The organism is Stenotrophomonas maltophilia (genome assembly GCF_013464485.1).
Taxonomy (GTDB): Bacteria; Pseudomonadota; Gammaproteobacteria; order Xanthomonadales; family Xanthomonadaceae; genus Stenotrophomonas; species Stenotrophomonas maltophilia_AW.
On the sequence record NZ_RAUX01000058.1, the window covers coordinates 1 to 13,598 of the forward strand.

Annotated in this window: 14 protein-coding genes and 1 pseudogene; 12 read left to right on the forward strand and 3 right to left on the reverse strand. The window is 66.5% G+C overall.

Going from position 1 to position 13,598, the window contains the following annotated elements; genetic code table 11:
* A pseudogene (moaA, locus tag D7Y61_RS20875) lies at nucleotides 1-128 on the reverse strand (GTP 3',8-cyclase MoaA); the annotation flags it as partial.
* A gap of 194 nt (nucleotides 129-322) precedes the next feature.
* Here moaA and D7Y61_RS20880 point away from each other — a divergent pair.
* Complete coding sequence (locus D7Y61_RS20880; protein WP_180869100.1) at nucleotides 323-727, forward strand: ribonucleotide reductase subunit alpha; 405 nt, start codon at nucleotides 323-325, stop codon at nucleotides 725-727.
* Here the strand turns inward: D7Y61_RS20880 and D7Y61_RS20885 are convergent.
* Nucleotides 721-1,050: a hypothetical protein gene (locus D7Y61_RS20885; protein WP_180869063.1), complete on the reverse strand. Its 330-nt coding sequence runs from the start codon at nucleotides 1,048-1,050 to the stop codon at nucleotides 721-723. The two genes, D7Y61_RS20880 and D7Y61_RS20885, sit on opposite strands and share 7 nt — an antisense overlap.
* Nucleotides 1,051-1,617: 567 nt before the next feature.
* Between D7Y61_RS20885 and D7Y61_RS20890 the strand changes: the two genes are divergently transcribed.
* The 5 genes from D7Y61_RS20890 (at nucleotide 1,618) to D7Y61_RS20910 (ending at nucleotide 4,418) form a co-directional block, all read left to right on the forward strand.
* Nucleotides 1,618-1,995 carry a hypothetical protein gene (locus D7Y61_RS20890; protein ID WP_180869065.1) on the forward strand — a complete coding sequence of 126 codons (378 nt, stop codon included), beginning with the start codon at nucleotides 1,618-1,620 and terminating at the stop codon, nucleotides 1,993-1,995.
* A 224-nt stretch (nucleotides 1,996-2,219) separates the two neighbouring features.
* Nucleotides 2,220-2,753: a hypothetical protein gene (locus D7Y61_RS20895; RefSeq protein WP_180869067.1), complete on the forward strand. Its 534-nt coding sequence runs from the start codon at nucleotides 2,220-2,222 to the stop codon at nucleotides 2,751-2,753.
* Entirely contained in the window at nucleotides 2,704-3,267 is a 564-nt protein-coding gene (locus D7Y61_RS20900; protein ID WP_430543721.1) for a nuclear transport factor 2 family protein, read from the forward strand. Before D7Y61_RS20895 ends, D7Y61_RS20900 begins: the two co-directional genes overlap by 50 nt.
* A 49-nt stretch (nucleotides 3,268-3,316) precedes the next feature.
* Nucleotides 3,317-3,943 (forward strand): hypothetical protein, encoded by a 627-nt coding sequence (locus tag D7Y61_RS20905; RefSeq protein WP_180869070.1) that lies wholly within the window; start codon nucleotides 3,317-3,319, stop codon nucleotides 3,941-3,943.
* Nucleotides 3,944-4,025: 82 nt separating this feature from the next.
* A complete protein-coding gene (locus D7Y61_RS20910; protein WP_180869071.1) occupies nucleotides 4,026-4,418 on the forward strand; it encodes a diacylglycerol kinase in 393 nt (130 codons plus the stop codon).
* Between the two features lie 40 nt (nucleotides 4,419-4,458).
* Here D7Y61_RS20910 and D7Y61_RS20915 read toward each other — a convergent pair whose 3' ends face one another.
* Nucleotides 4,459-5,379, reverse strand: a complete 921-nt coding sequence (locus D7Y61_RS20915) for a M14 family metallopeptidase (protein ID WP_180869073.1) — start codon at nucleotides 5,377-5,379, stop codon at nucleotides 4,459-4,461.
* A gap of 147 nt (nucleotides 5,380-5,526) precedes the next feature.
* On the opposite strand from D7Y61_RS20915, the gene D7Y61_RS20920 reads away from it, so the two are divergent.
* From D7Y61_RS20920 to D7Y61_RS20945, 6 genes are all read left to right on the forward strand, one after another.
* The gene (locus D7Y61_RS20920) at nucleotides 5,527-6,180 is read left to right on the forward strand and encodes a DUF3348 family protein (protein ID WP_180869074.1); all 654 of its coding nucleotides are present in this window, start codon (nucleotides 5,527-5,529) and stop codon (nucleotides 6,178-6,180) included.
* Between the two features lie 10 nt (nucleotides 6,181-6,190).
* On the forward strand, nucleotides 6,191-8,455 hold the full coding sequence (locus D7Y61_RS20925; protein ID WP_180869076.1) for a DUF802 domain-containing protein: 2,265 nt from the start codon (nucleotides 6,191-6,193) through the stop codon (nucleotides 8,453-8,455).
* Nucleotides 8,452-9,090, forward strand: coding sequence for an OmpA family protein (locus tag D7Y61_RS20930; RefSeq protein ID WP_049457422.1), 639 nt, complete (start codon nucleotides 8,452-8,454; stop codon nucleotides 9,088-9,090). Before D7Y61_RS20925 ends, D7Y61_RS20930 begins: the two co-directional genes overlap by 4 nt.
* Entirely contained in the window at nucleotides 9,035-9,463 is a 429-nt protein-coding gene (locus D7Y61_RS20935; RefSeq protein ID WP_345776270.1) for a DUF2894 domain-containing protein, read from the forward strand. The genes D7Y61_RS20930 and D7Y61_RS20935 overlap by 56 nt, the downstream gene beginning before the upstream one ends.
* A 253-nt stretch (nucleotides 9,464-9,716) precedes the next feature.
* Entirely contained in the window at nucleotides 9,717-12,035 is a 2,319-nt protein-coding gene (locus D7Y61_RS20940) for a TonB-dependent receptor (RefSeq protein ID WP_180869080.1), read from the forward strand.
* A gap of 21 nt (nucleotides 12,036-12,056) precedes the next feature.
* A complete protein-coding gene (locus D7Y61_RS20945; protein WP_180869081.1) occupies nucleotides 12,057-13,514 on the forward strand; it encodes an esterase-like activity of phytase family protein in 1,458 nt (485 codons plus the stop codon).
* Nucleotides 13,515-13,598: the final 84 nt, after the last annotated feature.

Below are 13,598 nucleotides of genomic sequence, written 5' to 3' on the forward strand. Positions count from 1 at the left end.
AAGCGTGGGCGGCCATCGGCCTGGTAACCGTCGGGCAGGCAGTAGCTGCAACGGAAGTTGCAGGCTTCGGTCAACGACAGGCGCAGGTACGGAAAGCTGCGTCCGAAACCGTCGGTGAGTTGGCTCATGGCTGGTCCACCTTGTTGCTCCACCGTCTTGCCTGTGCCCGGAACGGCCCGGATACCCTCGCCTGCTGGAACGATTGCCAGAGTACGCGGCCGTCAGTTCCATGGGCATGACTTAAATCAATCGCGTTCGGCCCCGCGCGGCAGGCGTTGTGGCAGCATGCGGCTTTCCGTGCAGTAGGCGTGTGACAACCCTCATGATGATGAACGATTTCCAGCAGTTGCTGCATGTCGCCGGGCAGCAGGCTGAACCGCAACGATTGTTGTTCGTATTCGTGCGCGCCGAACTGCCCGAATCGCCCACCGACGACCAGCGCGACCGGCATGACCGTCGCGAGGGCGGCACCCTGTCGCCCGCACTGTGCGTGGACAAGCTGCCGATCGAGGTACCCGGCTTCCAGGCGCTGGCAGCCGAATCGACCACCACCGGCATCGACTGGGACCTGGTGTTCGTGGCGGCGCTGGATGGCCGTGGCGGTATCGCACCGAACAGCGATGAAGCCGCGCGCCCGCTGCAGTTGATGGTCAACGCCATCCATGACGGTCAGATCGGCCGCTTCGCCGCCTTCGACCGTGGCGGCGAGCCCGTTCAGTTCTATTGAGCCACCCGTTGCAGGGTCAGGAAGAAGATCACCAGCACGGTGTTCAGCCCCCAAGCTACGGTCAGACCGCGCGCGGCCACGCCCAGATTGGGGTTGCGCGCGGTGGGCGCCGCCCGCCAGACCGCCGTGATGATCCAGCCGGTATAAAGCAGCAACAGGGCAAATACCCCCAGCAGCAGCGTGGTGCGCTGGTTGGCCAGACCCCAGAGGGCCACCGCCCAGAGGATGTTGCTGGGAATGACGCCCTGCAGCCAGAACACACTCCAGAGCCGTGAACGCCCCGGGGTATCAGGCGCCGGGTGCAGGGAAGCGGTGGCGGTCATAAGTCTCCTTCTGGTTAGGAAACGTGCCGGACCAGCCTGCGCTTGGTGGCTGGGAACGTCAACCCGAGTCGCACGTCACGCTTTGGCGCCGGTGGGGCCCAGCCATGCTCGACTCAGGCTCGCGCGGAGCCTGTCGCCATCGCCCCTCCCGACTCACTCCCTTCCGCCCCCCATCCTCGACAGCTGTCGCAGATTGCACGGTGTGGCCGGATCACCGCGCCAGCCAGTAATGGCAGTACTTAACAACATGGGACAATGCCGAAAGCGTCTCCAATCCAGCAACATTTACAACTTGTCTGACTGGCATTGCATAGCGACGCAGGCTCAGATGGCGTGCCACCGGAAAAGGGTGGCCGGGCTTCGAATCCCGTGTTGGCTTTGAGTAAGTGCGCTTGCCAACCGGCGTCACCCTGCGTGGCGCCGGTTGGCAATCCGTCTGCCGGCTATGGCGGGCGGTGCGTTGGGGGCGTTCGCGCCCGCCGGCTTGAAGCCAACCCGGATTCGAACCACGTACCGCCCGCCACCTTTCGGGTGGCGGCTACCGATTTCCCTGCACGGAGCCTTGCCATGAACGAATCGGACTTCCCTCATCTGCACGCCTACCGCGGCCCTGCCGGCGACGAGCCACCAGCGCCCGCATCGCCTGCGAATCCCAACACCTTCATTTCCAATCTGAACCGCATTGGCACCGGTGCAGCGGCTGACGGCCAGCCCTGGCCGGAGCGCTACCTGTTGCCCGGGCGTCGCCTCGCCCTGGCCGACGCAGATTGCGCGTTGGCCGGGCTGCGCGTCGTCCATGAGCTGCTGCTTGCCGCAGAGCGCACCCGGCAGAATGGCGAGCCCGGCGAGTACGTGGGCGACCGGGTGATGGAAGGGCTGAAACTGGCGTGCCTGGCATTGGATGCGCAGGCCATCGCGCGGTTGCATGTGGATGGGCAATCCTAGCCAGGCTGCCCAGGACAAGGGGGCAGAACCCGCTCTGCCTCATCGTCCTCATCAACCAGCGCCCGGCCATGCGCTTCGCTACCTGGGCTGCTTGCTGGAAGGATCTGCGAAGCATAGTATCTGGCGGTCTTGGCAGAGCACACCCGCTTCAGACGCTCTGCGGGAAAGATGGGGACCGGCACCCGCCTGCCGGCACAGGAAGCAGCATTCCTCAAGGAAGAACCATGGCGCGTCTAGTTGCGATTTTCCTGGCTGCCCTTCTGCTTGCAGGCGGGGCTGTAGCGGTCTGGAACTACACCACGCTGCAGCAACAGGCTCAGGACGTGTGCACGGCGGATTCCCGAAATGCGGGCATCAAGGTACTCGCGCACTATGGCGGGTTCGTCAATCCGAATGTGCTCGTGTTCGACCTGCGCGGACTGTCGGGTGACAACAGCCCGATGGATGTGACGCGAACGCTGCTTCAGTACGCAGAAAGACAAAAGGATCGCAGATTCGACAGAGTGATCCTGTCTTACAAGGGCACTGCAAAGTTCGAGCTCGAAGGCGACTATTTCCGCACGCTGGGCAAAAACTACGAGCACGAGAATCCGGTCTATACCCTTCGCACGTTGCCAGAGAATGTCTACCGGCTGGACGGCTCTCCGGCATTTGGTACCTGGACCGGTGGGCTGCTGGGTGTTGTCGGCAAACAGATGGAAGATCTGAATGAACTGCACAGGCAGTGGTATCTGGAGGAGTACGCGGCCGGTGGCTGACGCCCGGTACATCCTCCCCATCCTCTGCCTGCTCGGCAGTCTGCCCGCACAGGCAGCGCAGAACGTGCCTGCCGATATCCAGGCCATCGAGCAGGTTGTCGAATCCTTCCAGACCGCGCTGATCACCAAGGACAAGCTGACCTACATGAGCCTGTTCTTCTCTGAAAAACCGGAAGACATCGGCTGGCAGTACGTTTCCGAGGATGTGCGCCTGCAGGACATCCGCAGGGCCAAGCCCGATGCGATCAAGGCACGGCAGATTCCCTCCAACAATTTCATAGCACTGATCGACGGCGTCGTTGCGTCGCCGAAGCCGAAGGAGGAGACATTCTCCAACACGAAGATCGAAACGGATGGCGATGTGGCTTCGGTGTCGTTTGACTACAGCTTCCACGACGATGGGGTGAAGACCAACTGGGGCAAGGAAATGTGGCAACTAATCCGGACCGAGCAGGGCTGGAAGATCTTCTCGGTGATCTACTCGATCCGCGATTCACGCAGCCCGGCCGAGTGAGCGATCTGTCAGACTGATGCACACCGTTCGTCCACGCCCGCCAGACCCGATGACCCGCATTGCCGACCTCAGCGCCGACCAGCTCGCGCACCATGCCCTCAACATCTTCATCGCCCAGGGCCGCCACGTGGAAGGCGCGCGGGTGATCTACCGGGCGCTGCAACTGGAACCGCACCATCCCGGTGCGCTGCGCTGCCTGAGCGATTTCCTGGCCCACGAGGGCACCGAACCGTTTGCGGCGGCCACGCTGGAACACGCGCTGTCAGGCGTGGTGCCGCTGGATGAAAACGCACGCCGCACGCTGGATGACCTGCGCTTCCTCGACATCTGGTCGTGGGGGTTCTCGCGGCACGTCTCCGGCGAAACCAACCTCAGCGGCGACGCCTTCCAGCAGCGCGAGGACTTCGTCTTCGAGGGCCCGGCCTATGCCGCCTTCCTCAACACCGTCACCGAGCCGGCCGGATCGCTGCAGGGGGCGTTCCAGGCGGCCGTTCGCATCTGCGGACTGATGTCCGGCCTGCTGCGCCATGCGGAGAAGGACAATCCGGCGTTCGACGACGTGCTGCGATCCTCTGCCTTCGTCGAGACCGAGGCGTACCCCGCATGGCTGGCCTCGCCGACGGATGATCTGGATGCCCTCGACCAGGCCATCCAGGCGCAGCGCCAGGCCGGCTGAAGGAAAATCCAACGGGCGTCCGACGCTTTCCCGACGCCCGCGTACCCATGCTCCCGTCAGGTCAATTCATGGCAGGGCCGGCATGCAGCCACCTCACCCCAGGGACAGCGGCAAGTATCCGCACGGCAAGACCGGGCTTCGCCGTATCTTCCATACGCTGATCCATTCGCGCGATGGCTTCATCGCCACCTTTCGTGGCGAAGCCGCCTTCCGCCAGCTGTTGCTGCTGCACGCGCTATTGATGGTCGCAGCGTTCTTGCTGGATATCAGCGCCGTCGAGCGCGCGGTGGCGCTGGCGGTCTGCTTCATCAGCCTGCTGGTGGAACTGCTCAACTCGGCGATCGAAGCGGTGGTCGACCGCATCTCGCTCGAACACCACCCTCTTTCCAAGAACGCCAAGGACATGGGCAGCGCCGCGCAGACCACGGCACTGCTGATGGTCGGCGCGGTGTGGGGCGTGATCCTGTTGGGCTAGGCCCTGCCCCGCTCGCCGGGCATCACCCGGCGCGACCTTGTTACTGAGCCGCCAGCGCGAAATCCAGACCCGCACACACCGCCGCTACCTGGGCGTCATTGCATTCCTGCAGGTTGGTGCGCGGGCTGTCCGGATAGACCTCGGTGGTGGTGGCAAAACGCGCATCGGTGAAGCCGGCGCAGGCGCCGATCGAGCGCGACTCGCCCCAGACCACGCCCGGTGACTGCAGCGGCAGGCCAACCAGATTGCCCTCGGCATCGGCCGGGGCAATGTGGGTGACCGGGGCCACTGCGGCAATCAGGGCTTTCTGGAACTCGGCCTGCGGATTTTCACTGTTGCCGATCACGTAGAAGCCATCCGGAATGGTGTCGCGCTCGAACGGCTTGCCGTCGCGGGCGCAGCGCGCCGGATCGAACTCGTGCAGGTCGCTGTCGGTGGTCTCGTGCAGGTCCAGGTGCACCAGCAGGTTCGGCTTGCGCTCGGCCACCCAGGCCATCAGGGCGGCGGCTTCCTCGATCTGGCCGCCGTCACGGAAGCTGCGGTTCGGGTCGATGGCATCCGGGTTCCAACGCTGGATGCGCTCGTACCCCCACGGGCTGACGCACGGCGCCACGATCAGGTTCAGCCGGCCCAGGTAGCGCTCGGCCTGCTGCTCAAGAAACTGCAGGGCGCCGTGCACGCCGCTGGTCTCGTAGCCGTGCACGCCACCGGTGATCAGCGCGGTCGGCAGCGCCGGGTTCCAGTCGTGGTTGACCACGGCGAACAGCGGGTAATGGTCCGGCGCGTAGTCCAGCTGGCCGTACTGGATCACGTCGAAGCTGTCGTCCAGGCGCTCGAGCGCGGCCACCACGTCGTCGTGGTAGCTGCGCTGGCGCTGCTGGCGGGCCCGCCACTGTGCGCGCTCCGCGTCGCCCCAGGGCTGTCCGGGGGTGCCGATCGGGTAGAACTGCGCAACAGTCATGGGGGAACTCCAGGGGGTCGAACGGATGGGTGCAGCCGGACATTCTAAGCCTTGTCGCGCCTGCGGGCGCCCCCGCCCCGCCCTCGCCTTCATCCAGCCGGGGTCATCTGGTTGTAAAATCAGCGGTTTTTGGCCCCTCACCCCTTGATGGCGAATGCAGCGCAGCCGGTCCTGGGTGGACCGGAGTTCCTCCGCCTGCTTGCCCGTCTCAGCGACGGCGCGATGCCGGCCACCAGTCCCGCCCTGACCGATCGCCTCGGCCAGTGGGTGGACTGGAGCCGTGCCGTGGCGCTGTCCGGGGCGCTCGGCGGACGCCTGCCCGCGCCCGGAGACGCCGCCGAAGCGGTCGAGGATGTGCTGGCTGACTGCGCCCAGGCCCATGCCAGCCTGCTGGCCTCGATCCGCGAGGACGCCGAAGCCGAGCGCCTGCTGGACCTGGCCGAGTCCGCTGCCGCACCCAACTTCGCCTCGCTGCGCCAGCGCTACCGGGTGCTGCAGCAGGCGATCCAGACCGCCACCGGGCGCCTGCGCGGCCGCCTGCGCGACCAGCTGGTGCAGGTTTCGCCGGAACTGGCACGGTTGGCCGAGGTCGATGCGGTGATGGAACAGACCCTCACTCCGCGAGAGCACAGCCTGCTGGCCACCGCGCCGGCGGTGCTCGGCGCCCGTTTTGAACGCGTGCACGGCCAGCCCGGCTGGCGCGCGGCCTTCCGCCACGACATGCGCACGCTGCTGCTCGCCGAGCTGCAGCTGCGCTTCCACCCGATCGAAGGGCTGCAAAACGCCCTGCGCTCCCACTGACCGGAACACCATGTCCAGAACTGCTTTCCATGTCGTTGTTTTCCTTGTCGGCCTGCTGGCCGTGTGCTGGATCGGCATTGGCTACGTTTCGGTGCATCCGCTGGGTGCAGCGGTGGCGGCGATCATCGCGGCCTGCTACATCACCGGTGGCGTGGAGCTGTACCGCTACCGCCAGGCCAGCAACGGCCTGCGCGCTGCGCTGAGCGACCTGTCCAGTGCAAAGGAAAGCCTTGCCCCCTGGCTGGAACGCGTACCGGTGGGCCTGCGCAACGCCGTGCGCCTGCGCGTGGAAGGCGAGCGCACGGCCCTGCCCGCACCGGTACTGACCCCGTACCTGGTTGGCCTGCTGGTACTGCTGGGCATGCTCGGCACCCTGCTGGGCATGATGGACACGCTGCGCGGCACCGGCCTCGCGCTGCAGAGCGCGACCGACATGGCCGCCATTCGCGGTTCGCTGGCCTCGCCGGTGCAGGGCCTGGCGGTGGCATTCGGTACCTCGATCGCTGGTGTGGCCAGCTCGGCCATGCTCGGCCTGCTCGCAGCGCTTCTGCGCCGCGACCGTCTGCAGGCCGTGCAGCAACTGGACCGCGCCATTGCCAGCGACCTGCATCCCTACTCGCAGGCCTGGCAACGCGCCGAGTCACTGCGCCTGCTGCAGGCACAGTCCGCCGCGCTGCCGGCGCTGGTCGACCGCCTGCAGGCGATGACGCTGACCTTTGAACAGCACAGCACGGCCGCCAACGAGCGCCTGCTGGCCGGCCAGGCCGAATTCCTGACGCAGAGCCAGGCCCTGCAGGAACGCCTGGCGGTCTCGCTGCAGCAGTCGCTGCGCGAAGGCGCCGAAGCCAGTGCCGCCGCCATCGGTGGCGCGCTGCAGCCGATGGCTGAAACGACGCTGGCCGGCCTTGCTCACCATGGCGAAGCGCTGCATGCACGTGTCGAGCAGGCCGTTCAGGCACAGCTGGCCGGGCTGGCCGATGGCTTCGAGCGCAGCCGCGTGGCCACCGAAGCCAGCTGGGCCAAGGTCGTGGGCGAACAGACCCAGGCGCAGCAGACGCTGGTCAGCGATCTGCGCCAGCATCTGCAGGCCTTCAGCGATGGCCAAGGTGCGCAGGCCGACGCACTGATCGCGCGCATCGGCGAGCGTCTGCAGGCCGATGCCAGCGGCAACGCCGAAGGCTGGCGCACCGCCGCCGAACAGCAGCAGGCGCTGAACACCGCGCTGGTCGAGCGCCAGCAACAGGCCCTGCTGGCCGCCAGCGAGCAGCTGGACGAGCGTGCGCAGGCGCTGCTGCAGGCGCTGGATGAACGCCTTGCCGCAAGCCAGTCGCTGCTGCAGAACCACGAACAGCAGCGCTCGCAGGACTGGCAGGCCGCGCAGGCTGCCGCCGCGAGTGCGCACGCCGAACTGCAGGCCAGCCTGGACAGCCGCGAACAGCAGCGCCAGGCACGCTGGGACGCGGTCAGCGCCGAGCTGCAGCAGGCCCACGCCACGCTGCAGGCGCAGCTGCAGGCCGGCGACGAACAGCGCCTGCAGCGTTGGAGCGATGCCCTGCAGCACGTTTCCTCCGACCTGGCCGAGCGCCTGCAGGCCAACGGCGAACGCCTGGCTGCGCAGCAGCAGCAGGTCTGCGACACGCTGGCCGCCACCGCGCAGCAGATCGGTGAGAACGGCCGCGCCCAGGCCAGCGCCACGCTGGCCGAAGTCTCCACCCTGCTGCAGACCGCTGCCGCCGCGCCGAAGGCCGCAGCCGACGTCATCAACGAGCTGCGCAGTACGCTTTCTGAAAGCCTGGTGCGCGACAACGCGATGCTGGAAGAACGCGGCCGCCTGCTGGCCACCGTGCAGACCCTGCTCGATGCGATCAACCATGCTTCGCACGAGCAGCGCACGGCGGTGGACGCGCTGGTCGGTGGTTCGGCCGAGCTGCTGGAACGCGTTGGCAACCGCTTCACCGACCATATCGCCGCTGAGACCGGCAAGCTGGATGGCATCGCTGCAGCGCTCAACGGCAGCGCCGGTGACGTCGGCCAGCTGGCCAGCACTTTCGGTGAAGCCGTCGCGCAGTTCGGCAGTGCCTCCACCGAACTCTCCGGCCGCCTGGAGCAGATTGGCGGTGCACTGGATGCCTCGCTGGCGCGCAGCGATGAGCAGCTGGCCTACTACGTGGCACAGGCACGCGAGGTGGTCGACCTCAGCCTGCTGTCGCAGAAGCAGGTGATGGAAGAACTGCAGCAGCTGGCCATGCGCCGCGGCAAGGCCGGCAGCGCATGAGCGACGAGCTGGAGGTCGATGGCGGCTCGCACGCCCCGATCTGGGCCGCCTTCGGCGACCTGATGTCGGTACTGCTGGGTGCGTTCGTGCTGATCCTGGTCGGCGTGGTCGCCGTGCAGCTGGAGCTGTCGCAGCGGCTTGACCAGGAAGTGAAGCAGCGCCAGGCCGAAGCCAAGCGCCTGCAGACCCTGGAACAGGCGCTGGCCGGCCCGCTCGCCGCCGGTCGCGTGACCCTGGTCGATGGCCGCATCGGCATCAGCGGCAGCGTGCTGTTCGCGCTGAACTCCGACCAGCTGCAGCCGGAAGGCCAGGAGCTGCTGCGCAGTCTGGCCGCACCGTTGGCCGCCTATCTGGGCAGCCGCGAAGAAATCCTGATGGTCAGCGGCTTCACCGATGATGCGCCGGTACGCGAAGGCAACCGCCGCTTCGCCGACAACTGGGAGCTGTCCGCGCAGCGCTCGCTGACCGTGACCCGCACGCTGATCGCCGACGGTGTTCCTGCCGATGCGGTGTTTGCTGCCGCGTTCGGCAGCGAGCAGCCGGTCAGTTCCAACGCCAGCGAAGACGGCCGCGCGCGCAATCGCCGCGTCGAGATCGCGCCGATTCCCAAGCCCAAGGCCCCGGATGGCAAGTAAGCCGCCCGTGCTGGAGGGCCTGCGCGCACTGGTGCGCGACCTCGATGCGGGGTCGCGTTCGCTGCCACACTACCCGCAGGTGCCGATGCTGCAGCAGGTGCAGCGCGAGTGGTCGGAGCTGCGCAGCGAACTGCAGGTGCGCCGCTCGCTGCGCACCGAGGCCCCCGCCGACGGCGGCCCGCTGAACTCGGCGGTGCTGGTGCAGCGCATGCTCGACACGATGCAGGCGACCAGCCCCGGCTACCTGCGCCACTTCATCGATTACGTGGACACCCTGTCGTGGCTGCAGGCGTTGCAGGATGGCGCTGCCAGCGGCGGTGACACCGCAAAGCCGAAGCGCACGCGCAAGCCGCGCCAGACGCAGAAGGAGTAGTGCCGTCGCGTGCCATTGTAGAGCCGAGCCATGCTCGGCTCCGGTCAAAAACAGCCGAGCATGGGTTCGGCTCTACAGGTCAGTCCCTCACAACGACTGAACATGTCACCAGACAGTCATCTGTCTAGCGCACCATTTTCACGTTGACCCACGGCACCCGCAGCGCCCGCGGTCGCATCGGCTGTTTCCCCCTTTCGAATTCCATGAGCTCCGCGCCAGCGCGGTGGCTCGTGCCTGCCTGAGTGTCCGTAACATGACGAAGACTTTGTTGGCCGCTGCGCTGTCGATCGCGCTCGCTCCCGCGGCCTGGGCGCAGGATGCTGCCCCGACCTCCAGCACACCCTCCGCCACCAACCTCGATGCAGTCTCGGTGATCGGCAGCGGTGAAGCGCGCCAGGTGCAGCGCATCACCCGCGAGAACCTCGACATCCTGCCGCCAGGTACCAGCCTGCAGAAGACGCTGAACCTGCTTCCAGGCGTCAACGCGCAGTCGGCCGATGCGCTGGGCACCAACGAGCAGTCGATGACCCTCAGCCTGCGCGGCTTCAACTCCACCCGCCTCGGTTACACGCTGGATGGCGTGCCGCTGGGCGATGGCGCGTACAACAACTACAACGGCCTGACCATCAACCGTGCGCTGATCAGCGAGAACATGGCCGGCGCGGAACTGGCGGTGGGCATCGGCAGCCTCGGCACGCCGTCCACCAGCAACCTCGGCGGCACCATTTCCTATACCTCCGACCGCCCCGCCCAGGAACTCGGCGGCCGCGTGGTTCAGACTTTCGGCAGCGATGCCAATCGCCGCACCTTCGTGCGCGTGGACAGCGGCGAGTACAATGGCTTCTCCGGTTACGTCTCCGGCATGAACGCCGTCTCCGACCTCTGGAACGACCAGACCGCCTACAACACATCCACCACCAAGCAGTTCAACGCCAAGGGCGTGTGGAACTTCGGCCGTGGGCAGATCACCGGTTTCGTCGATACGTCGCGCACCACCCAGGCCGACTATTTCTACCTGTCCAAGGACGAGATGTCGCGCGGGCTGGGCTGGGACTGGGGCGGCTACGCGCCGGACTGGAACAAGGCGCTGGCCAAGGCCTACTGCAATACCGCCAGCTTCAATGCGAAGAAGTGCGACAACAGCGGCCCGGACAAGGATGCCGACGGGGCGTTCACCGCCGGGCAGATCCTGCGCGATGACAACCTCTACTACTTGGCCGGCGACTTCTTCCTGGCCGATGGATTCAGCCTGCGGGCGCTGGCCTACCACCATGACGACCGCGGCGAGGGCCACAACTGGAACAGCGGCGCATGGTCGAACAAAGGCACCGCGCAGGAAATCCCGATCATCTTCCGCAACACGATCTATACCATCGACCGCGATGGGGGCACGCTGTCGTTCGATTGGGAACTTGGCGCGCACCGCATCGAGGGTGGCGTCTGGTACGAGCGCAACACCAGCAGCGCCGAGCGTTACCAGACCGCCGTGGATGGCCCGCGCGACCTGAGTAGCATGAATACCCTGCCCTCCGATGTCGGCGTGTTTGCCCAGCGCACGCGCTGGAAGACGCATCAGTTCTTCCTGAAGGACACCTGGCGCCTGCTCGATGATCGCCTGACCCTGGAGTTCGGCGCCAAGAGCCCGCATGCCACCTCCGACGCACAGGCGCTGCCGGGCGACGCGAAGACGCCGATCTCGCCGGCCTCCAACAACCAGTTCGCCACCGGCTCACTGAAGGCCAGCAAGAACTTCCTGCCCAGCATCGGCGCCAACTTCCGCCTGGCCGAGCATCACGAGATCTTCGCCAGCTACGCCGAGAACATCGCCATGTTCCAGGGCGGCTTCAAGCTCGGTCCGCAGGCGGTCAGCCAGGCCACCTGGAACGCACAGGGCGATCTGAAGCCGGAGGAATCGCGCTCACTCGAAGCCGGCTACCGCTTTGTCACCGATACCCTGCAGGCCTCGATTGCGGCCTACAGCATGCGCTTCGACAACCGCCTGCTGCAGTACAACCCCTGTGACTCGCGGCAGCCGGTCGGCCCGACCTGTGGCAACCGCTTCTACAACGTGGGCGGCGTCGACAGCCGCGGTGCCGAGCTGACCGTGCTGTGGACCCCGAACGAGCACTTCAGCTGGTACACCTCGGCCTCGCTGAACCGTTCGACCTACGCCTCCAACTACGTGCAGGCCGGTGTCGAGCAGCAGATCAAGGGCAAGATCCAGACCGACACGCCCAAGCAGCTGCTGGCCACCGAGATCACCTGGCGCGACAACGGCTGGTTCGCCAGCCTGCGTGGCAAGTACACGGGCGAACGCTTCTACACCTACACCAACGACCAGGGCTTCGGCGGCTTCACCGTGTTCGACCTGGCCGGTGGCTATGACTTCGGCCAGGTCGGCTTCGCCAAGGGCATGCGCCTGTCGTTCAACGTGACCAACCTGACCAACAAGCGCTACGCCAGCAACCTGGATTCGAGCGTGTTCGCGCCCAGCGACCCGGCCGGCAAGCTCTACGTGTTCCATGCCTCGGCACCGCGCCAGGTATTCGGTACGATCGACCTTCGCTTCTGATTGACCGCCTGGAGTCCACCGATGTTCGCGACCGCCCTGCTGCTGGCCAGCCTCTCCGCCAGCGGATACTCCGCTCCGCATGAGGCAACGGGTGCACCACCGCGCACCCTGCAGCTGGGCGGTCGTACTTACGTGGATAAAGGCCTGGTCGCCGCCGGGCGGCTGCCGGCGGGCACGGTGGACTTCCTCGGCGACACGCTGGGCTCGTTCTCGTCGCTGGCGGTGCAGCCTGGCACCTGGAAGCGCACCGCCAGCGGCTACGAAGGCGTGCTCTGGACCCTGCCCGACCGCGGCCGCAACGACCCCGAGGCCGGCCTGTTCTACGACTACACCGGCCGCGTGGAGCGCATGCAGCTGCGCATCGACATCTCCCCGGGCAAGCCTGCGCTTGGCGCGCTGACCATGGTGCCCGACAAAGGCGTGGTGCTGAAGGACTTCAACGGCCAGCCGTTCACCGGCGCCGACCCGGGCGACCATACGATCACCCAGCGCGAGGTGGTGCTGCCCTCGCCTACCAGCGGCGCCGGTGCAGGCAAGGTCTCGCTGGATGCGGAATCACTGCAGTTCACCGCCGATGGCCACTTCTACATCGGCGATGAGTACACCGCCAACGTCTATTACTTCGATGCAGAGGGCCAGCTGCAGGGCGTGATCGTGGCACCGCCAGCCATCCGTCCTCAGCGCGAAGGCCGGCCGGCATTCGGTTCGCTGGCGCCACCGCAGACTGGCCGCCGCAACAACCAGGGCGTGGAAGGCATGGGGCTGTCGCCTGACGGCAGCCGCCTGTTCGTGGCCCTGCAGAGCGCGACCCTGCAGGACAGCGCGCAGGGCAACGCGGCCGGTCGCATCAACACCCGCGTGCTGGTCTACGACGTGACGGCCTCGCCGACACCACAGCAGCCGATCGGCCATTACGTGATGGCATTGCCCGCCTTTGCACACGATGGCAAGGGCAAGCTGGACCGCACCGCCGCGCAGAGTGAGCTGCGCGTGCTGGATGCCAATCGCTTCCTGTTGCTGGCCCGCGATGGTAATGGACTGGGCAAGGATGGCGACGACCCGATCGTCTACAAGTCGGTTCTGCTGGTGGATGTGGCCGAAGCCAGCAATCTGGCCGGTTCCTCGTATGAGACCGGCACCGCGTCGGTACTGGCCGACCCGACCGGCACCGCGCTGAAGCCGGAGATCGTGCCCGCCCGCGGCGCCGAACTGCTGAACCTGCTCGACCGTCCGCAGCTTGCGCGTGCGGGGCTGGACCTGGACACCAAGCGCGGCCCGCATGCCGGACTGCTCTCGGAAAAGTGGGAAGCCATGGACGTGCTGCCGGCGCTGGACCCCCAGCATCCGAACGACGTGCTGCTGCTGATCGGCAACGACAATGACTTCATCGCCCGCCACTGCCGCATGCAGGGCCAAGCCTGCGACAGCCCGTACGACAACGACAACCGCGTGCTGGTGTACCGCCTGACACCGCCCTGAGCGCAAACCGATGTCACCCCCGCTGTAGAGCCGAGCCCATGCTCGGCTGCCTTCGCCCTCAGCCGAGCGTGGGCTCGGCTCTAC

Coding starts and splice junctions, on each gene's coding strand:
- D7Y61_RS20880 (WP_180869100.1), top strand. CDS start 323: ATGATGATGAACGATTTCCAGCAGTTGCTGCATGTCGCCGGGCAGCAG.
- D7Y61_RS20885 (WP_180869063.1), bottom strand. CDS start 1,050: ATGACCGCCACCGCTTCCCTGCACCCGGCGCCTGATACCCCGGGGCGT.
- D7Y61_RS20890 (WP_180869065.1), top strand. CDS start 1,618: ATGAACGAATCGGACTTCCCTCATCTGCACGCCTACCGCGGCCCTGCC.
- D7Y61_RS20895 (WP_180869067.1), top strand. CDS start 2,220: ATGGCGCGTCTAGTTGCGATTTTCCTGGCTGCCCTTCTGCTTGCAGGC.
- D7Y61_RS20900 (WP_430543721.1), top strand. CDS start 2,704: ATGAACTGCACAGGCAGTGGTATCTGGAGGAGTACGCGGCCGGTGGCT.
- D7Y61_RS20905 (WP_180869070.1), top strand. CDS start 3,317: ATGACCCGCATTGCCGACCTCAGCGCCGACCAGCTCGCGCACCATGCC.
- D7Y61_RS20910 (WP_180869071.1), top strand. CDS start 4,026: ATGCAGCCACCTCACCCCAGGGACAGCGGCAAGTATCCGCACGGCAAG.
- D7Y61_RS20915 (WP_180869073.1), bottom strand. CDS start 5,379: ATGACTGTTGCGCAGTTCTACCCGATCGGCACCCCCGGACAGCCCTGG.
- D7Y61_RS20920 (WP_180869074.1), top strand. CDS start 5,527: ATGGCGAATGCAGCGCAGCCGGTCCTGGGTGGACCGGAGTTCCTCCGC.
- D7Y61_RS20925 (WP_180869076.1), top strand. CDS start 6,191: ATGTCCAGAACTGCTTTCCATGTCGTTGTTTTCCTTGTCGGCCTGCTG.
- D7Y61_RS20930 (WP_049457422.1), top strand. CDS start 8,452: ATGAGCGACGAGCTGGAGGTCGATGGCGGCTCGCACGCCCCGATCTGG.
- D7Y61_RS20940 (WP_180869080.1), top strand. CDS start 9,717: ATGACGAAGACTTTGTTGGCCGCTGCGCTGTCGATCGCGCTCGCTCCC.
- D7Y61_RS20945 (WP_180869081.1), top strand. CDS start 12,057: ATGTTCGCGACCGCCCTGCTGCTGGCCAGCCTCTCCGCCAGCGGATAC.